The sequence below is a fragment of the Ruminococcus albus AD2013 genome (assembly GCF_000526775.1).
Classification (GTDB): Bacteria; Bacillota; Clostridia; order Oscillospirales; family Ruminococcaceae; genus Hominimerdicola; species Hominimerdicola alba_A.
In genome coordinates, this window is sequence record NZ_JAGS01000001.1 from 1,015,764 (window position 1) to 1,037,936 (window position 22,173).

The 22,173-nt window shown below is 44.3% G+C and carries 22 protein-coding genes and 1 pseudogene; 5 read left to right on the forward strand and 18 right to left on the reverse strand.

All coding sequences use genetic code 11. The features are described 5' to 3' along the window. Window positions 1–55: 55 nt before the first annotated feature. From N773_RS0104520 to cysK, 5 genes are all read right to left on the reverse strand, one after another. Window positions 56–400, reverse strand: a complete 345-nt coding sequence (locus N773_RS0104520; protein ID WP_024856675.1) for a histidine triad nucleotide-binding protein — start codon at window positions 398–400, stop codon at window positions 56–58. Window positions 401–425: 25 nt separating this feature from the next. Further along, the gene (locus N773_RS0104525; protein WP_043537786.1) at window positions 426–935 is read right to left on the reverse strand and encodes a GrpB family protein; all 510 of its coding nucleotides are present in this window, start codon (window positions 933–935) and stop codon (window positions 426–428) included. A gap of 81 nt (window positions 936–1,016) precedes the next feature. Further along, entirely contained in the window at window positions 1,017–3,674 is a 2,658-nt protein-coding gene (gene alaS / locus N773_RS0104530; protein ID WP_024856677.1) for an alanine--tRNA ligase, read from the reverse strand. 26 nt (window positions 3,675–3,700) lie between these two features. Beyond that, the gene (locus tag N773_RS0104535) at window positions 3,701–4,540 is read right to left on the reverse strand and encodes a VWA domain-containing protein (protein ID WP_024856678.1); all 840 of its coding nucleotides are present in this window, start codon (window positions 4,538–4,540) and stop codon (window positions 3,701–3,703) included. Window positions 4,541–4,997: 457 nt separating this feature from the next. Beyond that, on the reverse strand, window positions 4,998–5,924 hold the full coding sequence (gene cysK, locus N773_RS0104540; protein ID WP_024856679.1) for a cysteine synthase A: 927 nt from the start codon (window positions 5,922–5,924) through the stop codon (window positions 4,998–5,000). Between the two features lie 510 nt (window positions 5,925–6,434). Here cysK and N773_RS0104545 point away from each other — a divergent pair. The 4 genes from N773_RS0104545 (at window position 6,435) to N773_RS0104560 (ending at window position 8,924) form a co-directional block, all read left to right on the forward strand. Further along, window positions 6,435–6,779 (forward strand): hypothetical protein, encoded by a 345-nt coding sequence (locus N773_RS0104545; RefSeq protein WP_024856680.1) that lies wholly within the window; start codon window positions 6,435–6,437, stop codon window positions 6,777–6,779. Further along, window positions 6,772–7,128, forward strand: coding sequence for a hypothetical protein (locus N773_RS0104550; protein WP_024856681.1), 357 nt, complete (start codon window positions 6,772–6,774; stop codon window positions 7,126–7,128). The genes N773_RS0104545 and N773_RS0104550 overlap by 8 nt, the downstream gene beginning before the upstream one ends. Next, window positions 7,125–7,715 carry a flavin reductase family protein gene (locus N773_RS0104555; RefSeq protein WP_024856682.1) on the forward strand — a complete coding sequence of 197 codons (591 nt, stop codon included), beginning with the start codon at window positions 7,125–7,127 and terminating at the stop codon, window positions 7,713–7,715. Before N773_RS0104550 ends, N773_RS0104555 begins: the two co-directional genes overlap by 4 nt. A gap of 63 nt (window positions 7,716–7,778) precedes the next feature. Then, window positions 7,779–8,924 carry a zinc dependent phospholipase C family protein gene (locus N773_RS0104560; protein ID WP_024856683.1) on the forward strand — a complete coding sequence of 382 codons (1,146 nt, stop codon included), beginning with the start codon at window positions 7,779–7,781 and terminating at the stop codon, window positions 8,922–8,924. 108 nt (window positions 8,925–9,032) lie between these two features. On the opposite strand, the gene N773_RS0104565 is transcribed toward N773_RS0104560, so the two are convergent. From N773_RS0104565 to N773_RS21055, 11 genes and pseudogenes are all read right to left on the reverse strand, one after another. Then, window positions 9,033–11,066 carry a CotH kinase family protein gene (locus N773_RS0104565; protein WP_024856684.1) on the reverse strand — a complete coding sequence of 678 codons (2,034 nt, stop codon included), beginning with the start codon at window positions 11,064–11,066 and terminating at the stop codon, window positions 9,033–9,035. Between the two features lie 540 nt (window positions 11,067–11,606). Then, window positions 11,607–12,431 carry a zinc ribbon domain-containing protein gene (locus N773_RS0104575; RefSeq protein ID WP_024856686.1) on the reverse strand — a complete coding sequence of 275 codons (825 nt, stop codon included), beginning with the start codon at window positions 12,429–12,431 and terminating at the stop codon, window positions 11,607–11,609. Window positions 12,432–12,480: 49 nt separating this feature from the next. Then, window positions 12,481–12,927: a hypothetical protein gene (locus N773_RS0104580; RefSeq protein ID WP_024856687.1), complete on the reverse strand. Its 447-nt coding sequence runs from the start codon at window positions 12,925–12,927 to the stop codon at window positions 12,481–12,483. 200 nt (window positions 12,928–13,127) lie between these two features. After that, on the reverse strand, window positions 13,128–14,060 hold the full coding sequence (locus tag N773_RS0104585) for an exopolyphosphatase (protein WP_024856688.1): 933 nt from the start codon (window positions 14,058–14,060) through the stop codon (window positions 13,128–13,130). 201 nt (window positions 14,061–14,261) lie between these two features. After that, window positions 14,262–14,942, reverse strand: a complete 681-nt coding sequence (locus tag N773_RS0104590) for a YoaK family protein (protein ID WP_024856689.1) — start codon at window positions 14,940–14,942, stop codon at window positions 14,262–14,264. After that, the gene (gene metA, locus N773_RS0104595) at window positions 14,939–15,889 is read right to left on the reverse strand and encodes a homoserine O-acetyltransferase MetA (protein ID WP_024856690.1); all 951 of its coding nucleotides are present in this window, start codon (window positions 15,887–15,889) and stop codon (window positions 14,939–14,941) included. The genes N773_RS0104590 and metA overlap by 4 nt, the downstream gene beginning before the upstream one ends. A gap of 13 nt (window positions 15,890–15,902) precedes the next feature. Continuing rightward, on the reverse strand, window positions 15,903–16,484 hold the full coding sequence (locus N773_RS0104600; RefSeq protein ID WP_024856691.1) for a GNAT family N-acetyltransferase: 582 nt from the start codon (window positions 16,482–16,484) through the stop codon (window positions 15,903–15,905). 10 nt (window positions 16,485–16,494) lie between these two features. Continuing rightward, entirely contained in the window at window positions 16,495–16,959 is a 465-nt protein-coding gene (locus tag N773_RS0104605; RefSeq protein WP_024856692.1) for a GNAT family N-acetyltransferase, read from the reverse strand. Window positions 16,960–16,979: 20 nt separating this feature from the next. After that, window positions 16,980–17,735 carry a nucleoside phosphorylase gene (locus N773_RS0104610; RefSeq protein ID WP_024856693.1) on the reverse strand — a complete coding sequence of 252 codons (756 nt, stop codon included), beginning with the start codon at window positions 17,733–17,735 and terminating at the stop codon, window positions 16,980–16,982. Window positions 17,736–17,955: 220 nt separating this feature from the next. Continuing rightward, on the reverse strand, window positions 17,956–18,633 hold the full coding sequence (locus tag N773_RS21050) for a hypothetical protein (protein ID WP_024856694.1): 678 nt from the start codon (window positions 18,631–18,633) through the stop codon (window positions 17,956–17,958). Window positions 18,634–18,655: 22 nt separating this feature from the next. Further along, window positions 18,656–19,114, reverse strand: a pseudogene (locus tag N773_RS21055) (DUF6985 domain-containing protein). Between the two features lie 269 nt (window positions 19,115–19,383). On the opposite strand from N773_RS21055, the gene glyA reads away from it, so the two are divergent. Then, complete coding sequence (gene glyA, locus N773_RS0104625; RefSeq protein WP_080678299.1) at window positions 19,384–20,631, forward strand: serine hydroxymethyltransferase; 1,248 nt, start codon at window positions 19,384–19,386, stop codon at window positions 20,629–20,631. 51 nt (window positions 20,632–20,682) lie between these two features. On the opposite strand, the gene N773_RS0104630 is transcribed toward glyA, so the two are convergent. After that, window positions 20,683–21,051 carry a RidA family protein gene (locus tag N773_RS0104630; protein WP_024856696.1) on the reverse strand — a complete coding sequence of 123 codons (369 nt, stop codon included), beginning with the start codon at window positions 21,049–21,051 and terminating at the stop codon, window positions 20,683–20,685. Then, window positions 21,044–22,060, reverse strand: coding sequence for a tyrosine recombinase XerC (locus N773_RS0104635; protein WP_024856697.1), 1,017 nt, complete (start codon window positions 22,058–22,060; stop codon window positions 21,044–21,046). Before N773_RS0104635 ends, N773_RS0104630 begins: the two co-directional genes overlap by 8 nt. Window positions 22,061–22,173: the final 113 nt, after the last annotated feature.

Sequence of the window (22,173 nt, forward strand, 5' to 3'; positions counted from 1 at the left end):
TCACCATACTTATAAGGCTGCCGAAAATTGCTTTCCGACAGCCCCTAAACCTATCTTAACCCGCAGGCCAGGTAAGCGGTCTGCCCGCAAGAACATGGAAATGGATATGGAAAACGCTCTGTCCCGCGCTCTCACCGCAGTTTGAAACTACGCGGTAACCGTCCTTCATAGCCTCATTTTCCTTAGCGATCTTCGCGATGACCTCGTAGATATGCGCGATAACAGCGCTGTTCTCTTCGGTAACGTCGCTCAGCTTTGAGATATGCTGTTTAGGTATAACAAGAAAATGAACAGGCGCAGTAGGCGCGATATCTTCAAACGCATATACCAGTTCGTCCTCATAAACCTTCTTAGAGGGAATTTCCCCCGCGATTATCTTACAGAATAAACAATCAGACATTTTTCATACCTCCTGATCAATATTTTTATAGTCCCAAATCCCCGTAGATTTTCTCGATAAACGGAGATTTGTATTCAATGTATTTATCCATATCATCAGGGAAAAGCGCCGCACCCTTTTCCTTTATACGGCTGTATTCCACTACGGCTTCGGGGTGAGAACGTAGATAGTCCCTGAACTTTATATGCCTGTTAAGCTCAGCTGAATCCTCAGCACAAACATAGAGATGATGCTTACGCAGATGCTCCTTGCCATCATACTTAAACGCCTCGCGGCCTTCGATGCCAAGGTTGCCTTCGTGGCGGTAACCTGCCTTGCCGAGAGCTTCAATCACATCTTCAAGCAAACATACATCACGTATTACAACATCTATATCAATTATCGGTTTTGAGGAAAGCCCTCTCACCGAAGTGCTTCCGACGTGCTCTATCCTCAGAGCGAGGTTTCCCAGCGCAACGTTCAGTTCGGCTTTGATAGCCTGAAAATCAGCAGCCCATTCTTCGTTATACTGTTCAACCACAACAGGCTTGCCCATCAGATTTTCCTCCGATACATATGGAAATTATCTGACGGCGGCGCAGTATCACCCACGCCGCGCGACAGAATCATATATTTATTACTTAATGAATTCGCCTGCAACCTCAGCAGCCTTTTCGAGTGCAGCACCGATCAGGGAGATATCACCAACACCTGCCATAGCAGAATCAGGACGTCCGCCGCCCTTGCCGTTAGTCAGTGCAGCTATCTTGCCAGCTATCTTGCCTGCGTGAGCACCCTTAGCAACAGCTTCCTTGCCTGCAGCAGCAACGATGTTGCCCTTGTCACCGTTTACAGTGGTCATGATTACAAGAACGTTGTCGTTAGCAGCCTTCAGCTCGTCAGCCATCTTTCTAAGAACATCAGGCTTGATGTTTGTCAGCTGTGCAGTAGCTACAGAAACGCCGTTAACATCAACAGCATTCTCCAGAACCGACTTAGCTCTCATGTTAGCCATCGAAGTTTCAAGAGAATCTCTCTCCTTCTCAAGACTCTTTATCTCCTGCATTACAGCACCACAGCGTGCAACAAGTTCAGCAGGGTTGTTGAGTTTAAGTGTCTCGGAAGCCTTGTTGATGGTTTCGATATTGGAATTGAGGAGTTCAAGAACGCCTGTACCTGTTACAGCTTCGATTCTTCTCACACCCGAAGCAACGGAGTTCTCGGAGATGATCTTGAACAGACCGATCTTTGAGGTGTTATTCAGATGAGTACCGCCGCAGAATTCGATAGATGCCGCGTCAGCCTTGTCACCCATGGTAACAACTCTTACAGTCTCGCCGTACTTTTCGCCGAACAGTGCCATAGCACCCAGCTTCTGAGCCTCGGCGATAGGCATTTCCTCCATTGTGATATCGAGAGCATCAAAAATGTACTTATTTACCAGTGCCTCGACCTTAGCCTTTTCATCATTGGTCATAGCCTCAAAGTGTGAGAAGTCGAAACGCAGTCTCTGGCTGTCAACCAGCTGACCTGCCTGATGAACGTGGTCGCCAAGAACAGTTCTCAGTGCAGACTGCAGCAGATGTGCACAGCTGTGATTTCTCATAGTAGCAAGACGCTTAGCCTTGTCAACTTTGAATGTGGCTTTCTGACCAACTGTCAGCGCACCCTCTGTTACCTTTACTTTCAGTGCGAACTTTCCGCCAACAGCCTTCTGTGTATCCAGAACTTCTGCTTTGCCGGTCGCTGTCTCAACGATACCTGTATCGCCTGACTGTCCGCCGCTTTCAGCATAGAAACAGGTCTGGTCGGGAACGATGTATACAACATCCTCAACGCCTGCGTTCTCAATAAGGTCTTCGTCATTAGCCAGATAAGAGATTACGCCTGTGTCTTCGGTCTTATCATAGCCTGTGAATTTCGTGGAAACGTTCTTGTCGATCTTGTGGAAAACAGTTTCCTCAGCACCCATGTAGCCCTGAGATTCTCTTGCACCTCTTGCAGTCTCTCTCTGCTTTTCCATGCATACAGCATAGCCTTCTTCATCAGCAGAAAGTCCCTTTTCTTCCAGAATCTCTCTGGTCAGATCAAGTGGGAAACCGTATGTATCGGAAAGCTTGAAGCAGCTCTCGCCGTCAAGAGTAGTCTTGCCCTCGGTCTGAAGCTTCTCGATGTACTCATCAAGGATCTTCATGCCTCTGTCGATAGTGGAGTTGAAGTTCTGTTCCTCGGTAGTCAGCACCTTTACGATGTAGTCGAACTTTTCTTCAAGCTCGTTGTACTCGCACTTATTGCAGTCAACAACAGTCTTTACAAGGTCTTTCAGGAACAGACCGTTTATACCAAGCAGCTTGCCGTGACGGACAGCACGTCTGAGTAGTCTTCTCATAACATAGCCTCTGCCTTCGTTAGAGGGCAGTACACCGTCGGAAGCAAGGAATGTTACAGCACGGATATGGTCGGTGATAACGCGGATAGATACGTCCTTCTTGTACTCAGCACCGTACTCGCAGCCAGCGATCTTGCAGATGTGATCTCTGATAGCCTTAACTGTATCAACATCGAAAATGGAATCAACGCCCTGCATCAGTGCTGCAAGTCTTTCCAGACCCATACCTGTGTCGATGTTCTTCTGTGCCAGAGGAGTGTAAGTGCCGTCCTCGTGTCTCTCAAACTGAGTAAATACCAGGTTCCAGAACTCCATATATCTGTCGCAGTCGCAGCCTACGCCGCAGGTAGGTTTGCCGCAGCCATACTTTTCGCCGCGGTCAAAATAGATCTCCGAACAGGGGCCGCAGGGACCGTCTGTACCTGCCTCCCAGAAGTTGTCCTCCTTGCCCATGCGAACGATATGATCCATAGGCACACCGATCTCTTCGTGCCAGATCTTCTCAGCCTCGTCATCGTCCTCGTATACCGATACGTGAAGTCTGTCAAGGGGCAGTTTCAGAACTTCGGTAACATATTCCCAAGCCCATGCGATAGCTTCTTTCTTGAAGTAATCACCAAAGGAGAAGTTACCCAGCATCTCAAAGAAAGTACCGTGTCTTGCTGTCTTACCAACGTTCTCGATATCACCTGTTCTGATGCACTTCTGACAGGTAGTCATACGTACCCTCGGAGGAACCTCCTGACCTGTAAAATAAGGTTTAAGAGGAGCCATACCCGCAACGATCAGCAGCAGGCTCTTGTCGTTCTGGGGTACAAGAGGATAGCTCTTGTGTCTCAGACATCCCTTGCTTTCAAAAAATTTGAGATAAGATTCTCTCAGATCATTAAGACTGGTCCATTCCATTATATATCTTTCCTTTCAAAAATTATTTACGTAAAAATATCCACTAATACTTCAATTATATCGACAAACAATCCGCCGACTTCAAGTCCCGAACTATCGCTGCGCTTTTTGAGCTTTTTAAGGTACTTCTTTTTCTGCTTGTCCATCACATCGCCCTTAGCGATCATTTCCCTGACCTGCTGATAATTCAGCCATTTCGGATATTCGTCAAGAAGCTTTGTGTAAAGAGAAACGTCATCTATCACCTCGATATCAGCAAGGTTCTCGATGGCAAAGAAATTCGCATTATCTACATATCTGCCGTCCATATCGTCAAGTTTTCGCAAGTACCTGAATCCATTCTTACTCGTATCGCCTATCCCAACAAACTGAAAGAATATCGGAAAGTGAGAAAGGATCTTTATAGCTTTGTCGGTATCTGATCCGTCGGCATTGTCACCGTCGGTGATAAAGAGAACATATGTCGGTATTTTCGCAAGTTCTTCCTGAACGAAATAACTGCCCACATCGCGGAGAACGGGCGCATACATCGTTCCGCCCCGCGCAGAGATCTTGTTATCCTTGATGTAGTCGTAAAAATTCGTCCTCGTTATCGGCGGATACCGCTTGAACTCATGATCAAAAGTCCATACCTCCATTGAGCCGTCATCATCAAAAGCCATAGCCAGCGGAAGCAGTCTTTCCAGCGTTGCCTGTACCATACCGCTCTGAAAAGCTTTCGTCATTGAACCCGAAACGTCCAGCACAACAGCGACTCTCGAAATAAGATGGCTCATATCTGTCTTTTTAAGACAAACTTTATGCACAGTTTCTTTTCTTAGATCCAGACGCTTTTCGGATTCTTCCTTCGATAATCTGACACTCACCGCGAAGCACCTCCCGTTTGTATATCTCCGTAAGTTCTTTTTCTCTTTCTCTCGCAAATGCAGTAAACTAAATAAAAACAGCCCCGCCCCTGTACATGGGACGAAGCCGATACTCCGTGTTACCACCCAAATTGACGCATACCAAAGCACACGTCCCCTCGACACCTTTAACGCAGATGATACGTCACTGTTTTCACAGTACAAGCTCGGGTCAGCCACCGCCGTCCGGACAGGAGCTTTCACCGACCGCTCCCTCTCTTCAGTCCTCGCCTGCGGATAATTCCGTCACAGCATTTACATATATACATATATTATATACGATATGTCCTCGATTGTCAAGAGCTTTAACGGATTTTTCACCTTTCTTCACCAAGCTTTTTTCGCTGAAAGTACATTTCTATCGATAAAAGAACGGACAGCGCTTGATTTTCTCACGCCGTCCGTTTAAATTTTGTGATCATTCAAAAAGTGGTGTGGAGAAATATCTCTCCGCTGTATCGGGAAGGATCGTCACCACAGTCTTGCCCTCGCCCAGCTTTTCAGCCAGTTTCAGTGCCGCAGCAACATTCGTACCGCTGGAAATACCGCACATTATACCCTCTTTTGAAGCAAGATCCTTAGCTGTCTGAATAGCTTCTTCATCGCTGACGATGTATATCTCATCGTAGATATTCTGGTTGAGTATATCGGGGATTATGCCGTCACCTATGCCCATCTGCAAATGTGTGCCGATAGTTCCGCCAGCCAGGATAGCCGCATTCTCTGGTTCAACAGCCCATATCTCCAGATCGGGATACTGTGCGCGAAGTGCTTCACCGATACCTGTAATTGTTCCGCCTGTACCGATACCCGAGCAGAAACCGTCAATCTTGCCCGCTACCTGTTCCATAATCTCCAAAGCCGTGTGATACTTGTGAGCATAAACGTTGTTGGGGTTAGCAAACTGCTGAGGAACAAAAACCTTCGGATCATTTGCAGCCATGCGAAGAGCCGTATCAAGGCACTCCTGTATGCAGGCACCGATATCGCCGTCATCGTGAACAAGGATCACCTGTGCACCATAGTGTTCCACAAGCTTACGTCTTTCTTCACTTACCGAGTCGGGCATGATTATGACCGTCTTGTAACCTCTCACCGCACCAACCAATGCCAGGCCTATGCCCTGATTTCCGCTGGTAGGTTCAACGATTATAGTATCTTCCTTTATAAGGCCTTCCTTTTCTGCATTCTTTATCATATTGTAAGCTGTTCTGGTTTTTATCGAACCGCCCACATTCAAGCCCTCGAACTTTACAAGCACCTCAGCATTACCGGGCTTGTTCATTCTATTGAGTCTTATCATGGGAGTATGTCCCAAAGCTTCAAGAATGTTGTTGTAAATCATATTTCTACTCCGTTCTATGCTATAAAATTATTTAATAGCATAACTATCATACTATAAAAAGGAATTTTTGTCAAGTGCTTATCTATCATCAGAATTCAGCTTATGACTTCTGTTATCCGATCAAAGTACACATATCTACACCGATAATATTGTACAAAAAGCTGTTTTATCTTTTAACTCGGACATATTTCTGCAAGAGTTGTACAAAAACGTACAACTTCTGCGCATAAATCACTGATAGTAAAAGGACTATCCCGACGCATTTCTTAAAATGCGCTGTTTACATAAAGCCCCGATGCGCACGATGGCAGGCTGACATTTGCTGTGACTACGGCACAAAAAATGACGTACTATACTGCAGCGGGACAGCATCTTGATAACCAAATATCAAAGCATAATATACATAAAAAGTAAATTTTTGCTGATTTTAGCTCTATATACTTGCAATCGGTGTAAAAATAGTGTATAATTAATTGTGATAATTTTTATTCAGAAAGGCAGGTCGCTTCTATGGATATCAAGGAAATCAGCAAAAAAGTCAATATTTCTCTCAACACCAAAACCGAGAAAGGAATAATGACCGCCGCTATATCAACAGCCCTTGCTATACTTACGATATCATCAAAAAAGAAAAAAGGCAAACCGAACTTTTTTCAGCGTATCGGTAAGTATTACGGTTCTATCGATAAACTGCTTGTGATGACTGTCGCCAAGGAAGCAGCCGAAGATGAAAAGCGCCGCGCCTTAGAACAGGAATTCAAGACCAAGAAAATCAGAGACCTGAATATAATAGATGCCGAACCTATAGACCTGTCTGATGTTTCAGAGGAAAAAACGGAGAGCGGTAATGACTGAATATCTGACAAAGTACAGGAAATATATTCTTGAATGTCTTGAAGATGAAAACTGTGACTTTGCAAAACTGCTTGATTATCACAGTGAAAAACTGCGTCATTTTCAGCACGAAAGATTCATACATCTTATAGTGCTGGTACTGTTCGCGCTGTGTACCGTCATAACCATACTTGCTGTCGCTATCTACAACAAGCTGACGCTGATACCTCTGGCGGCACTTTTTATGGTACTGCTTGTGCCGTATATAAAGCATTATTTTTTTCTTGAAAACACAGTACAGCTCCTTTATAAAGACTATGACGCCATATACAAAAAAGTTCACGGCTTTTCCCAGGAGGACTTGAAATGACATACCATAAAGAGCACTGGAAAGGCAGCGTGATAACTTCTCCCCTGCCTCCTACCCTAGTTACCTGCGCGTTTGAAGATAAGATAAATGTGCTTACTATCGCATGGACAGGCATACTCTGCACCCGTCCTCCAGTTACCTATATCTCGGTCAGACCTGAAAGATATTCATATGACCTTATAAAAAACAGCGGTGAGTTCGTTATAAATCTTCCCACAAAAGAACTGGTCAGAGCAGTTGACCGCTGCGGTGTAAAGACAGGTTCCAAACTTGATAAATTTGCCGACTGCGGACTTCACACAGAAGAGTGTGTAAATGTATCAACACCAATGATCGCGGAATGTCCCGTAAGCATAGAATGTAAGGTGAAGGAGATCGTCCCGCTGGGCAGCCATGATATGTTCATAGCTGATATCGTTGGGATAAACGCAGCAAAGGAGCTTCTTGATGAAAGCGGAAAGCTCTGTCTTGAAAAAGCAGGACTTCTTGCTTACGCTCACGGCGGATATTTCGAGCTGGGAAAACAACTTGGCAGCTTCGGTTATTCCGTAAGGAAAAATAAAAAGCGCTCCGAGAAAAAACGCTGAATGCCTTGTCTTACATAGACGGGTATCGGCTTTATATAAATTTTACGAAAGAGGAATTATTGAATGATGAAGAACATAACAACTACAGCTTCCGCTTTTTTATGCAACAAGGTCAGGGTTAATACTGCTTATGCCTGGACTTCTGATGTACACAGCTATATCGCGGAAAAGGCACTGGAGCTTCTGACAATAGATAAAAAACTTCGCCCTGCTGCTTTTTATAAGGACTGGCATGAAGAGATCAAGCTCGGTGCTGTTCAGCCCGATAAGACCGGGGATATAGACGAAGGACCAGGTATGCACTATTATTCCTGCATGAACGCTAAGGGCAAGGAACTGGATGAATCAAACGGATTCTACCGCAACAGGCTGGGCGATTTTGCACCCAGCGCGAGAACACTATTCCGTGCAAATTATACATCTGCGGTATCACTTTATAAAAGCGGCATGACCAAGGAATCTATGATATATCTTGGCAGAGCTATACACTTTGTTTCCGATATGGGCTGTACTCCTCATGTTGCGAATATGACCAGCGGCATCAAGGCAAGCAATGTTCACAACGCTTTTGAAAAGCAGATAAAGAACAGCTACACAGGTTTCAAGGCAGACAGCTTTGACAAGCGCCTTACAAAGTATTATGAAAAAGCTGATCCCGGCGATGCTTTCAACAAGCTGATAAAATACGCGGGCAAGTTTGTTGATACAATACTCCACCTCGATCCAAGAGCTTTTGATGATACTGCCAAAAACACTATTCCCGTAACCGAACAGCACGTAATGGCAGTTCTTCTGAAATTCTTCAATGACTGCAATTCTGACAGCGGCAACTTTATCTGCAACGACAAGATGTACACTTTCAAAAACGAAGCAACAGGTCTTTTGCTGACTACTACAGCAAAGAGCATCTCCGTTGATGAATCCGACAAGGATAAGGATCAGAAGCTGAAAGTAAAGCTCAGTGAGACAGGTACTTTCGGATTGAGAGCCATAAGCGGCGGATACATCAACAAAAAATGTAATGGCTACGATTACCTGAAGATCGACGGCAAGGCCGCACAGTTCAGGGCTGAAGCACTTGGCAACCGCAGATTTGTCATCAGCACCGAAGAAAGCGATTTCAAAAAGTATCTGACTGCAAAGGGCAGCAAACTTACTGTTGCTTCATACGAGCCCGACAATCACTATATGATATGGGTTCTTAGCTGAGCAAAAATATAAATAAAAATACGACCGTCTGTCACAGCATACAACTGTGTACAGACGGTTTATTATTTATAGATTGTATAGATATCAGGGTTTTGCCTGCCTTTTATATCATTCGTAAATAGCTTTTATCTCGCAGTCGCCTTTTATAGTGACTGTTGCAGTTGGTGAATTTGCGTCTGAGATGGAACAGCCTGTTGCTTCCCACTTGACGAACTTGCCAGATGCAGGGTCGGCGGTCACGGTGATGGGATAAGCAGTGTAGTATTCACCCGAAAAATCCTTATCCGAAAGGTCGAGTGCTGTGGTGTTAAGGATAACTCCGCCCTTGGAACTGTCAGAAGTTTTGACAGTCACGGAAACTTTTTCACCCGGCTTGAAAACATCGGTGATATGAGTCATGAAGACCTTGTTCCTGCCATCAAGGAACTGTTTCAGACCATCGGCATTCCACTCAAAACCATCTTTCGCGTAGTCGGGGCCGAAGCGCTTGAAGGTATCTATCACAAGTGAAGAATATACCCTCACGATGTCATTGTAAGCGGCATCGACCTTGCTTTTTTCAAAACTGATATTCCTCATATCGCAGAGGGAGAGAATGAACATCTGCTTGAAATCATCGTTATCCAGCAGGGCACGGAATATCTCAGCGGGAGGCTGGTCAAGGTCTTTGAAAGTCTGGGTACCATTGATGGCTTTTTTGATGAAATTTTCATCGTAGTTCTGTCCGCCTGTGTATATGCCGCTGGAATAGTCGGTGTCATAAGCCATCATGCGCCATTTTCCATCGGATACAGCGGTAGCATTGTCGGCATCGCGCACTCTCCACATACGCCAGTTATTGCCCTGGATAATGCTGTCTTCATTGGCGATGTAAATATTGAATGCCATGTAATCCGAGAATGTCTGCATATCAAGCATATCACAAGCCTTTGCGTAGTTATCAGCATCGGACATATCATTTTCAGTAATGAATTCATACATATCGCTGTAAAGCTTGATATCTTCGTCATTGCCCTCCTCTATCTCGCCTACTTTCAATATAACGACGTTGTTGTTATCAATTTCGTAGTTATTTGAGATATAGTTATCGCTATAATCCTCGGTAAGGGTATACATACCCCAGTATTCGCCGTCGATGAAAGCCACCACGGGAGTAGACTGGATAGTTTCAAAAGTTTTATCGCTTACCATCGACTGAAGAAGCGGGTCGCGTATCTTGGCGAAATTACAGTCATTTCCGCCGTTTCTAAGGACAAAGGACTTATACTTTTCCACATTTCCCTGATCATCAGAACGGGTATTATCGGGGATAAGTTCATATTTAACATTCTTCGCGCCGTAATCTTTGCGAGCAGAAAGACGAAGACTTTTCTGATGTTCGTTTCGGGATGCGGCACCCATTATCCTTATGCCAAGATCCTGCGTGAAAGCAGTAGTTCCGTCGGAGAGGATATACTCTGCATAGACGGGACGCTCCCATTCTTTACCGCGCTGGGTGAAGTTGGCTTCCTGCTTCCAGACATCAGCGGAAGCATTTTTGGGATCTTCCGCCAGCCAGTCATCATGGACTTTGCCCAGAACGTAGATACCTCTTTCATAGTCAAAGAGATCCGCCTGATCCATCATAAGGGATATAACAGGGACATCCCCGTATTTTTTGACTCTGTCGATACCAACAAATATCGTGCGGGAAGTCACTTTGCCATGGGTACCATCGGACTTGAAAGCCGCCGCCCTGATGACATTGCCTTTATCCACAGTCATTGGTGGAGAATAATCATGGCTTGCTGTGATATCCTTGTGTTCCGCCAGGGTTGAAAAATCGTTCTTGCGGTCGGACAAGGTCAGGGCTTCGGTATATTCGGGCGAAGACTCATTGGGGATACTGCCGTCGGTGGTATACCTTATTGTTAAGCCCTCGCCCTGTGCTGAAAGTTCAAGCTGCTGATCAATATCGTAGAAACCGCTTTCAAGGCTGAATTCCACAGAGCTGACAGACTCATCGAGCATACCATCATCTGCTGTACCGGCAGATTGGGATGAAGAATTCTTTTTGCTGCCGGGCTTTTTATTTGAGCAGCTGCTCACGCTAAGTACACAGACAAGAGCTGTCAGCAGTGCGATATTTTTTCTTATATCCATTTATGTCAGTTCCTTTCAAGTAAAACAGCCTGTCGGCATAAGCAGACAGGCTATCAACATAAACATGGTAAGAGCTTATGGCTGACACGCCTCCGCTCCCTGGTCTGCCCCCAACCCAGAGGGCAGTATATGATTCTTTCGGACGCTATCCGAATAAATCACTTCCCTGCTCATCGAAAAGCCTTAAACATCGAGATGAGCCAGCCGAATCAAAAGGCACCTGATGGCGTCTTTAAGATGTTATTTTCGCCGTGTTTACGGCAGGCATATGAAGAACTATTGCCCTTCATCAAGCATATTATAACAAATCTTCCCACAATTGTCAAGTCCTTTTGCATATTATTTATAAATATTTTCTGTAACAAAAGATAGAAAAAAGAAGATAATATATCGGATTAACAATTATTTGTAAATCGGTGTCGAGAGAAAAGTGATGTAATGATATCATTCACAGATGATATTCGATATGAAAAGGCACTTCTGTCAGCTGTATGACAAAAGTGCCTGAAATACATATATTATTAAAAAACTTAAAGCGGTCTACATGAACTGGTGGTATAGCATCTGGGGAGTGTAGACCTTTAGCTTGCCCTTGGTATCATAGTAAACAGTAAGCACCACGGGCTGTTCATCGCCGCTGTCGTTTTCGTACCAATAGCGGTAGATATATGCCTCGCCGTCCTTGGTATAAGAAACGCTGTAGTAGTCCATATCAAGCTCTTTATCCACAGTCGATTTATCCGTACCGGGATTGAATTTATCAAGGTTTATGTTATGCTCTTTTCTGACACCCTTGATATCGCTCTTGATGCTCTTGAAATTGCAGTATCGAACCTCAGTGATGCGGTTCTCGTCATCAGTCTTGAAAATGACTGCCCACTCGGGGTAGGTCACACCATCAATGCGGACTTCGGTATCGGATTCAGCTACATAGTTATAATCTATTACAGCGGTAAGTCCCTTGTAGCCTGATTCCTGCTTTATCTTGAAATCAAATTTCTTGGAAGCTATCTCAAAATCGGCACCGATATAGTCAGCGGCTTTTTTAGCGTACTTTTCTCCCTTTGAACCCAGAGACGTTACGACCAGAACTATCACGAGTACAATTATCAGAAGCGAAAGCACAACGATAGCTATGAGTTTGAGATTGTGGATATCGATATTCAGCTTAGTTTTTTTCTGACCGTTATTATCCTTGGCTTTCCTGTCGGGCTTAAAGAAATTATCTTTATCATCTGGAAGAGGATCTTCCTTTTTCTTGAAAAGACGCTCGGCAAGCTGAGTATCTATAAAAAGTTCGGCGTTGCATCGGGGGCAGAACTTGTCGTGATCCCCAACAATTTCTCCGCATTTAGGACATTTCACTATTTATCACTCCTCACATTCAGCGGAAACCGCCGATATTGGATATGGCTCAGATCACTCTGAGCATTTCGGCTTTAAGCAGCTGTTCGCTGCTATCCTGAAGATAGCATTCATAATCCTGAAAAGCTATTTCTTCATCTGCGCCGTCAAGCAGATAGAAAAGAGTCTTTTCTATAATACCGACCCAGGTAAGGAGCTTATCCTGATCATGGTCGGTGACATTATTGTTCAGACCGCCCGGTGATACGCACCATGTTCTGGTCAGACGTATTATGCTTATGATATCATAAACAAGGTTTTTATCGATGGTATCGGCTGAAAGGTCATGCTTGAGGATACGTATGCTCTCCATTATCTGGATAAAATTATCCTCATTGAGTTCTCCGCTGGAAGGACGGAGCCTTCCTACAAAGCCGTATTCCCATCTGGGATCATTCACGTTAGTGTTCCGGCATGAATGAAAAGACAATACTTCCTGTGCCTCATTTTTCGTCATATTCTTTTCCCCCAAAATGCGTACTCCATATGCACGTTATGTGATAATATATTTTATATCGCGATAATTATATCACATTTGGACAAAAAAATCAACTGCAAGCCTGCACAAAGAAAAGACGCTAATAAAGGGAGTTTCGCAACAAAAAGACCGTCGGGAAGGACCGACGGTCAAATATTTACAGCAAAAAGCTGATATTATCACACAGGGATCTTACCGTTTAGTTTGTCTATAATAACAGGAAGTTCAGCATCAACAACCTCGTTGCTAAGCTGGCAGGTGCCTGCATTTGCATGACCGCCGCCGCCGTAAGAAAGGCAGAGTGAACCGATATCGAAAGGCGAACTTCTGTTGATGATCGACTTGCCGATCATAACAGCTGTATTCTGCTTTTTGAAGCCCCATGCCACATGAACGGAAAGCTCAACTTCAGGCCACATAGCGTATACCATGAAACGGTTGCCCGCATAGATGGTATCTTCCTTTCTCAGGTCAATGACTGCTACCTTATCATGTATCTCTGTAATGCGCTTCAGCTGTTCCTTGAACATTTCCTGCTGTTCAAAATACAGATCCACACGTTCCTTGACATCGGGCAGTTTGAGAACGTCTTCGATAGAATGATCGACGCAGAAATCAATGAGTTTCATCATCAGATCATAGTTTGAGATACGGAAGTTATGGAATCTTCCGAGACCTGTACGAGCGTCCATAAGGAAATTCATAAGTACCCAGCCCGAGGGGTTGAGTATCTCGTCCTCGGTAAAGTCGGCACTGTCGCCCTTATCAACTGCTTCCATGATCTCATCGGAGACCTGGTGGAAAACAAGTTCGCCGCCGTAGTAGTCATACACTACTCTTGCTGCGGATTTAGCGTTGCCGTCGATGATATATTTTCCGAGATAATCCTCGACTTTATTTCTTATCAATTCACTTTCATGGTGGTCAAAAGCCAGACCTACACGCTTATCGAAGGGCAGATTAGTAGTGATATCATTTTCTGAAAGCTCTATCTTGCCGTCCTGTACATCTTTAGGGTGAACGAATTTGATCTCATCAATGATCTCAATTTCCTTGAGCAGCATAGCGCAAACCAAGCCGTCAAAGTCACTTCTTGTAACAAGTCTTCTCATGTTTGCCTCCATATTATTAATGATTTATTCATGTGGGACCAATGCCCACAAGTCACGTTCAAATTTACTATATAAATTATAGCAAATTATTCCGTTAATGTCAATAGAGTTTTATATAAAATAAACCATTTCTTTCAATTTTTTGTGATTTTTTGTGAAATTCCACAAATAACAGAATAAAAAATATAAGGCAGCAGAAGTTCATTCTGCCGCCTTATCATCGGGAGTCTTATAAGTTCTGAGTACAAGAAGTGCGCCTGCCTGTCCCGCTAGACACACAAGGACGGCTTTTATACCTATGAATCCAGTGAGGACTGCGCCAATTACAGCTCCTGCTATAAAGATCAGTATAATGCCGTAATACTGTAAAGCTTTCTGCTTTTGGGTGATATCCCTGGTTTTCAGGTAAGCGAAAAGACTTTCACTTCCGCTGCGCAGATTGCCTGTACACATTGTTGTCGCGTAGGCGTTGCCGTTAAGACGGCGGAAACCTTCGACCTGCATAGCACAGGTCAGAGAAACAAGTACATTGGCAATGTTGTTATGGCTCTCGGGAATAAATGCAACTGCTACGACTATCAGCATTTCCAGCGCGAGAGTCAACTGGTGCCAGTGAACTTTCGGGTCGTCATTGAATCTGGATTTTATAAGCTCCACCAGAAGCACACCTGCCACAAAAGACAGTATCGGTATAAGATAGTGGATAGCTTCGGCAAATTCTCCGCCTTTAAGTTTAAGACCCATCAGGACAATATTGCCTGTCTGGGCATTGGCGAAAACTCCACCGCGGCTGATATAGGTGTAGGTATCCAGATAGCCACCTACAAGGGTAAGCAGTGCGCCCACCTTGAAATTTTCCGCAATATGTCTTGATTTGCTCATCGTTTATATTTTCTGCCGCCGACCGGCACCGGAGTGAGTTCTTCAAGAGCATAGGGCGTTTTCTGGTATACGCAGTAGTTCAGCCAGTTAGAATATAGCAGATTAGCTGAACAGCTCCAGTTGAAGATAGGCTGCTGGTCGGGATCGTTTCCCGGGAAATAATTATATGGCACCTGAATATCCAGACCCTTGCGGACATCACGGAAATACTCTTTTGCCAAGGTCTCACGGTCATACTCCCAGTGACCCAGCTGGAAGAAAAATCTTTCGCTGTTATCACATATCAGCTGTAATCCTGCTTCATAGGATTCCGCAAGGACAGTCAGCTCGGGAACTTTGATTACATCTTCATGCCTTACCTCGGTATGCCGTGAATGTGGACAATGGAAAACATCTCCGAAACCTTTTAGTATCATACATTCGGGATGCTCGATATGGTGCTTGAAGTTGCCGAACATCTTGCTTTCAAGGGGATACTTCGGCACACCGTAGTGATAATAAAGTGCTGCCTGTGCACCCCAGCAGATGTGGATAGTGGAGTAAACATTAGTCTTAGACCATTCAAGCACCTGACAGAACTCGTCCCAGTAATCCACCTGTTCGTAATCAAGCTGCTCGATAGGTGCTCCTGTTATGATAAGACCGTCATAGCGGTTATTTTTCACTTCACTGAATGGCTTATAGAAAGCCAGCATATGCTCCTGTGAGGTGTTTTTTGAAACATGGCTGCTCATCTGGATAAGCTCGATATCCACATGAAGAGGGGTATTACTCAGCAGTCTTAGCAGCTGGGTCTCCGTGGTTATCTTATCGGGCATGAGATTGAGTATGGCTATTTTCAGTGCGCGGATATCCTGGTGCATAGCTCTGTCGTTTGGTATGACGAATATCCTTTCTTTTTCAAGTGCCTTGAAAGCAGGCAGATCATTAGGTATCTTTATAGGCATTATATTCCCACCTTTAAATCCTGATATTTTTAGCGAACCATTCTTGTTTTGTGATGGTATAGACTTCGTTGGTGACTTCCCTGCCGCCTTTCTGTTCAAGAACGCATTTAGATGTGCCGCTGTGAACAAGTCCGCACTTTTGCATGACCCTGCCGCTGGCTTTGTTTTCGGTGAAATGTTCTATGGTGATCTTGTCAAATCCGATAACGAATATCAGATAGGCAAGCACAGCTTCCAGTGCTTCTGTCATATATCCCTGATTCCACCATTTTTCACCGAGGACGTAGCCTATCTTAGCTTCGCGCTTATCTTTATCGATCTCAGAAACTCCGATAGAACCTATGGGTTCTTTTATCTCGCTAAGCTCTATTATCCAGTGGAAATAATCAAGCGCCTGAGATTCTTTTACAACAAAATTGCAGTACTCAATGCTTTCTTCGATACTCTTGTGGGTGTTCCATACAAGGTATTTTGTTACGTTATCGCTGTTAGCCCAGTTTTTGTACATAAACTGAGCGTCTTTTATATTGAAAGGTCTGATCTTCAGCCTTTTTGTATCAAAAGGCTGTGATCCGATAAGGTTAAGTCCCTCCATTTTTCTCCTCCTATGCGTAAAAACCGCAGCAGCTTACTTTTATCTTTACATCACGCTGCAGTATCAGATATTTTCCTGTTATGTTTGCTTTGACGATCTTATCAAATCCGTGAGAGGAATAGAACTTTATCGCTCTTACGTCATCGGTGCTGACTTTTGTTGTGACGAGATCGTATCCAATGAATTTAGCTTTGTCGGCTGTATATTCAAGCATCATGCCGTCAATGCCCGTATCAGCATTCTCGCTGACTAACAGTGCCGAGAGGTAGAGTTTTCGCAGGGCGACGGTAAGTGTTTCGTCGTTCATCTCAAACATCATAGCAGATGCTGCGGTATATTTTTCGCCGTCATTAAGTGCGAAGACAACACCTTTATGTTCTCTGACGATATCTTCGAGCTGTTTTGCTTCGGGTATATCGGCGGAGAGTTTTTCCATTGTCTCTGCGGACATCTGTTCAAACTTAAGCTTTATCATGGTATCACTCCGTTATAGTATTACAATCTTATGATAGTTTCAAGTGCAATATCTGCCATCATATCACAGAGGTCTTTTTCGCCGCTGCCGAGTATGCGCATATCCCATTCATCACCATCAAGGCAGTCAGCGGCATATACAAACTCATAGACCTCATATCCCCTGAACTGAGCGCAAGCCATCAGTGCAGAACATTCCATATCAACCGCTGAACAGCCCTCTGCTTTACGAGCAAGCATATTTCTTTTGGTCTCGCGGTAGAAAGCGTCCGTAGTCCATATCTTAGTCTTGCTATAGGGAACGTTTATCTCGTCAAAAACTTCTGCCAGTCTGTCAGCAGACTTTATTTTTATATAATCCGAAGGCGGCGCATAATGGTAGCTTGTGCCCTCATCACGGTAAGCTTCTTCGGGGATAAGCAGTTTTCCCGAGGATATTTGTTTATCGAGAGAACCGCATGAACCAAAGAACAGCAGTTTTTTATCTTTTTTAAAAGCTATCTCTTCCATTATACCCACAGCAGCCGCGCTGCCGATAGGAGATAGATAGAAGCCGATAGTTTCTCCTTTATATTCAAGGCTGTAAATGGGGATATTCTGTCCTGCCGACATTCGTGCCGAACATTCGGTGCAGTCAAAACGTTTGAGCATACTGTTCACTGTATTGATATTGAAAACAACGATGAGTTTTTTGGGGATATCATCGGCATGCTCAAAAATCATGTTGGGACGGAGTATCTCTTCGCCGTCTTTATCGAATGAATCAAATAAGCTCATTTTACGCCTCCTCATTTACACTTTCAAAAATAAAAGGTGCGTCCGCTTTACAGACGCACCGAGATCTCAGACCGTACCACGGCAAAAAAGCCATAGCAGTTATCCGAAAACGGCTCGTCCCGCACAGCCCGACATGACTATATTATTGTACATGACTTTAAATGCGAACATTAACGCCGCCTCCCTTACAGAAATATTATATCATATTACACAGATATTGTCAAGTGCGTGGAATTTCGGTGTTTTCAACAATCCAACACCGCGGATGACAAGAAGAAACCAGTGCTTCGTACTGCTTTCTGTCAAAGCACCAATCACAGTCATAAATCCAATCGATATTTCTGTCGTCCTGATAGCAGTGGTAAGTATAATTGATCCGTCGGCGGAACAGTTCCTCCGACCAGTGAGTGGATATCCATTCCCGCCACTCGATGCTGTTGACTTGCATAAAGGCGGCGTCAGCATACTTTTTCCAGTCTTCATCGGAATAGGTATCGACAAAAACAATTCCGTGTTCTTTTTCTTCTTCAAGTTTTTCAATTGAATGGTTAACTTTTCCTATGCGTTTCCAATAAACATGATGTTCTGTTTTTTCGACTTCGGCTACAATGACGATGCATGAAAAATCAAGATCATCGGGGCATGACAATATCGGCAAATTCAGTTTTTCTTTTTCAAGAAGCCATCGCATGAATCTTGCATCGCCGTCATTATCAAATGAAGCTGTCCATGTCACTGCAAGATCATCTGCCTGTGCTAAAGGCTTCGGTATCTCTCCCAAGTCTAGTTCTTGGTGCCACTTCGTAAAATATTCATGCAGAGGTATGTCATCGATCACAAAACAATCATTCTCGTAGTTTTGGGATGTTGTTAGTTTTCTGATCTCAATAGTATTCATGACACACCTCAATGCAATAATTTTATAATGCTATACCCTGAAAGCCTACGTCTTCTACCTCTCCGCCTTCAAAACAAACTCCAACTCCGTTTTCTTTATCCCATGTACAATCGAAAACAAGAGAGAAAGCTGTATCGTCATAGTCGTCCTAATCGGGAACGGTGATACCTATAAGCGAAACCATATCAAGTATCTCCTCAGCGGTATTTACCTCAGGATAATCGGGATTTTCCTCATCTGAATATCCGAGTTCATCTCTGCGGTCATTGTAGTAATCAAGAATACTTTCTGCGACCTTTGAGGAGTAATTTTCCATATTATTTAAAAGATCGGTAAGCACCTCTTTTGCATCATCGGGAATATTTTCCTCATCATCACTGTCGATCTGCACATCAACTTCATATACCCGACCATTAAAGCTGACCTTTTCTTTTCCGAACCAAGCACCGTCGTACTCGTAGTTTTTTTTAACGATACTCATAAAAATTCACATCTCCCATTCTGATGGAATGTCATTTTGAATGATGATATAATTATAATTTAAAGCGCGTGAAAAGTCAATAGATTATATTTAGCAATACTTATATATGTTTTTTATGCTGAGTATACTGAAAAAGAAATAAGCGCAGACACAGTAATTTTGTATTTTTTGCAAAAAATATAAAAAACCTCTTGCTATTTTCTGAAAAATAATGTATAATAATTCTATGTTGATTTTTATTTAAATTTATTGACAAGGAGAGTTAAATTATGAAGATGCTTGATTCCATCGGTTTTGTTACCGGATTCGACAAGGAAGTCGGCGAAGCTATGAACAAAGAGCTGGCTCGTCAGAGAAGAAACCTTGAGCTTATCGCAAGTGAGAACATCGTATCCCCTGCTGTTATGGCAGCTATGGGCAGTGTACTGACAAACAAGTACGCTGAGGGTTATCCCGGAAAGAGATACTACGGCGGCTGTGAGGACGTTGATATCGTAGAGCAGATCGCTATCGACAGAGCATGCAAGCTGTTCGGCGCAAAGTATGCAAACGTTCAGCCCCACTCCGGTGCACAGGCTAACACTGCTGTATACTTCGCTCTGCTGAAGCCCGGCGATACCGTTATGGGTATGAGCCTTGACAACGGCGGTCACCTGACACACGGTTCACCCGTTAATATTTCCGGTAAATATTTCAACTTCGTTCCTTACGGTGTTAATGATGAAGGTTTCATCGATTACGACGCAATGGAGAAGCAGGCTAAGGAAGTTAAGCCCAAGATGATCGTTGCAGGTGCTTCTGCTTACCCCAGAGTTATCGACTTCGAGCGCATCTCACAGATAGCTAAGTCCGTTGGTGCTTACTTCATGGTGGATATGGCTCACATCGCAGGTCTGGTTGCTACAGGTATGCACCCCTCTCCTGTTCCTTTTGCTGATGTTACAACTACTACAACTCACAAGACCCTGAGAGGTCCCAGAGGCGGTCTGATACTGACCAATGATGAGGCACTGGCTAAGAAGTTCAACAGCGCTATCTTCCCCGGCACACAGGGCGGTCCTCTGATGCACGTTATCGCAGGCAAGGCTGTATGCTTCGGTGAGGCTCTGAAACCTGAGTTCAAGGCTTACGGCGAGCAGGTAGTAAAGAACGCACAGAGACTGGCTAAGGGTCTGGTTGACAAGGGCTTCGCACTTGTATCCGGCGGTACAGACAATCATCTGATGCTGGCTGATCTTCGTCCTTTCAATATCACAGGCAAAAAGCTGCAGAATGATCTGGACGAGGTTTACATCACCGTTAACAAGAATGCTATACCCAATGACCCCGAAAGCCCCTTCGTAACAAGCGGTGTTCGTATCGGTACTCCCGCAGTTACTACAAGAGGTCTTGTTGAAGAAGATATGGATGTTATCGCTGAGTGCATTTACCTGACTGCTTCTGACTTCGATGCTAATGCTGACAAGGTTAGAGAGATGGTAACCGGTATCTGCAAGAAGTATCCTCTGTACGAATAATTTTTATACAAATACGACCCGGAAGCTTGAATGTTTCCGGGTCTTTTATGTTTATTTATCACAGTATGCTATGGCATCCGCCTGAAACTGCAAACCGTTTTCTCCGCCAACATGGGCGAACTCGGTCTGTATCGATTTGCGGACGGGATATCTTCCGTTGAAGCGTTCTTTTATTACTTTTTCCATGATGGGGATATTCCATACATCACGAAAAAGACAATCCATCTGGACAACATTTTCGAGAGTAAGGTCAAAAAGAGCAAGACGTTTTTCCATTTCATCAAATGCGCCGTTTATCTGTTCTTCAACAGTTCCGCCCACATTGCCTGCGCAGTAGTTCAGGAAGCAGTACTCCCCTGCTTTGATTATGCCTGAATGGCACCACTGTTCGTTGACATCTTTTCTGATAATTTCACTCATCGCTGTCCTCCTTATCGGTCTTCCTTTTATGTTTTGGTGCTTTGTTTCCTGCGAGGGGGTTGGCATTTGCCGCCTGACGGAGATTCTCGTTGCTGAGGTGGGTGTATATCTCGGTGGTGGCAAGGCTTTCGTGACCGAGGATATCCTTGATAACAAGGGTATCAACATTTCCGTACTGATACATCAGTGTCGCGGCGGTGTGGCGTAGTTTATGTGTGGTAATGCCGAGATTTCCAAGCCCTGCTTTTTTAAGAGATTCTTCAACTATCTCCTGAGTGCGGCGACGGGATATTCGGGTGTTTCGGTTTGAGAGGAAAAGGGCTTTCTCCTGTGTCTGTACAGAAAGACGAATGGGCAGATATGCTTGCAGTGCACTTATACAAGCCTGATTTATATAGACTATCCTCTCTTTCTGACCTTTACCGAAAAGACGGAGAGTTTCGCTCTCGAAGCTGAAATCGCTGAGATTAAGCCCGCATAGTTCAGAAAGACGCATACCGCAGTTCAGGAACAGGGTTATCATGCAGTAGTCACGCTCGAAGTGGTCGGATTCTATTGAAGAAAGCAGACGCTGAGCGTCCTCCAGTGAAAGATATTTCGGGAGAGTTTTAGGGAGTTTTGGTATCTCCAGCTGAGTGAGCGGATCGGAGGGGATAAGGTTCTTTTTGAGATGCAGGTATGAATAGAACTGTTTTAGAGCGGAGGTCTTGCGGGCGCGGGTCTTCAGGGAATTTGCACGGTCTTCCGCAAGCCATTTCAGGTAATCATAGGCATCTATCAGCCTTAGTTTACGTACATACTCAAAGGGCACTTGTGCTATGGTTATCTCCTCAAACGGGGTCTTGTTTGTATCGACTTCGTTATGAACGATCCGCAGATAGCGCAGGAAAGTTCGCAGGTCGATGTAGTAGGCTTCAACTGTTCTGTCACCTCTGCCCTTTACAAGCTGCATATATGTGAGATAATCCGCCAGATAATCCGGGCAGTCTTCATAATAGGCTTTTTTCATTTTTTCATCTCCATATCGTTACGGGACTTATCTATAACTGATTATACAACATTCCGTTTTAGAAGTCAACTGAATTATCCGTAATACAAAGCAAAAAGCCCACCTCAGCGGGC

Excerpts from the sequence above, each read along its gene's own strand:
- N773_RS0104520 (WP_024856675.1), bottom strand. The coding sequence starts at position 400 with ATGTCTGATTGTTTATTCTGTAAGATAATCGCGGGGGAAATTCCCTCT.
- N773_RS0104525 (WP_043537786.1), bottom strand. The coding sequence starts at position 935 with ATGGGCAAGCCTGTTGTGGTTGAACAGTATAACGAAGAATGGGCTGCT.
- alaS (WP_024856677.1), bottom strand. The coding sequence starts at position 3,674 with ATGGAATGGACCAGTCTTAATGATCTGAGAGAATCTTATCTCAAATTT.
- cysK (WP_024856679.1), bottom strand. The coding sequence starts at position 5,924 with ATGATTTACAACAACATTCTTGAAGCTTTGGGACATACTCCCATGATA.
- N773_RS0104545 (WP_024856680.1), top strand. The coding sequence starts at position 6,435 with ATGGATATCAAGGAAATCAGCAAAAAAGTCAATATTTCTCTCAACACC.
- N773_RS0104550 (WP_024856681.1), top strand. The coding sequence starts at position 6,772 with ATGACTGAATATCTGACAAAGTACAGGAAATATATTCTTGAATGTCTT.
- N773_RS0104555 (WP_024856682.1), top strand. The coding sequence starts at position 7,125 with ATGACATACCATAAAGAGCACTGGAAAGGCAGCGTGATAACTTCTCCC.
- N773_RS0104560 (WP_024856683.1), top strand. The coding sequence starts at position 7,779 with ATGATGAAGAACATAACAACTACAGCTTCCGCTTTTTTATGCAACAAG.
- N773_RS0104565 (WP_024856684.1), bottom strand. The coding sequence starts at position 11,066 with ATGGATATAAGAAAAAATATCGCACTGCTGACAGCTCTTGTCTGTGTA.
- N773_RS0104580 (WP_024856687.1), bottom strand. The coding sequence starts at position 12,927 with ATGACGAAAAATGAGGCACAGGAAGTATTGTCTTTTCATTCATGCCGG.
- N773_RS0104585 (WP_024856688.1), bottom strand. The coding sequence starts at position 14,060 with ATGAGAAGACTTGTTACAAGAAGTGACTTTGACGGCTTGGTTTGCGCT.
- N773_RS0104590 (WP_024856689.1), bottom strand. The coding sequence starts at position 14,942 with ATGAGCAAATCAAGACATATTGCGGAAAATTTCAAGGTGGGCGCACTG.
- metA (WP_024856690.1), bottom strand. The coding sequence starts at position 15,889 with ATGCCTATAAAGATACCTAATGATCTGCCTGCTTTCAAGGCACTTGAA.
- N773_RS0104600 (WP_024856691.1), bottom strand. The coding sequence starts at position 16,484 with ATGGAGGGACTTAACCTTATCGGATCACAGCCTTTTGATACAAAAAGG.
- N773_RS0104605 (WP_024856692.1), bottom strand. The coding sequence starts at position 16,959 with ATGATAAAGCTTAAGTTTGAACAGATGTCCGCAGAGACAATGGAAAAA.
- N773_RS0104610 (WP_024856693.1), bottom strand. The coding sequence starts at position 17,735 with ATGAGCTTATTTGATTCATTCGATAAAGACGGCGAAGAGATACTCCGT.
- N773_RS21050 (WP_024856694.1), bottom strand. The coding sequence starts at position 18,633 with ATGAATACTATTGAGATCAGAAAACTAACAACATCCCAAAACTACGAG.
- glyA (WP_080678299.1), top strand. The coding sequence starts at position 19,384 with ATGAAGATGCTTGATTCCATCGGTTTTGTTACCGGATTCGACAAGGAA.
- N773_RS0104630 (WP_024856696.1), bottom strand. The coding sequence starts at position 21,051 with ATGAGTGAAATTATCAGAAAAGATGTCAACGAACAGTGGTGCCATTCA.
- N773_RS0104635 (WP_024856697.1), bottom strand. The coding sequence starts at position 22,060 with ATGAAAAAAGCCTATTATGAAGACTGCCCGGATTATCTGGCGGATTAT.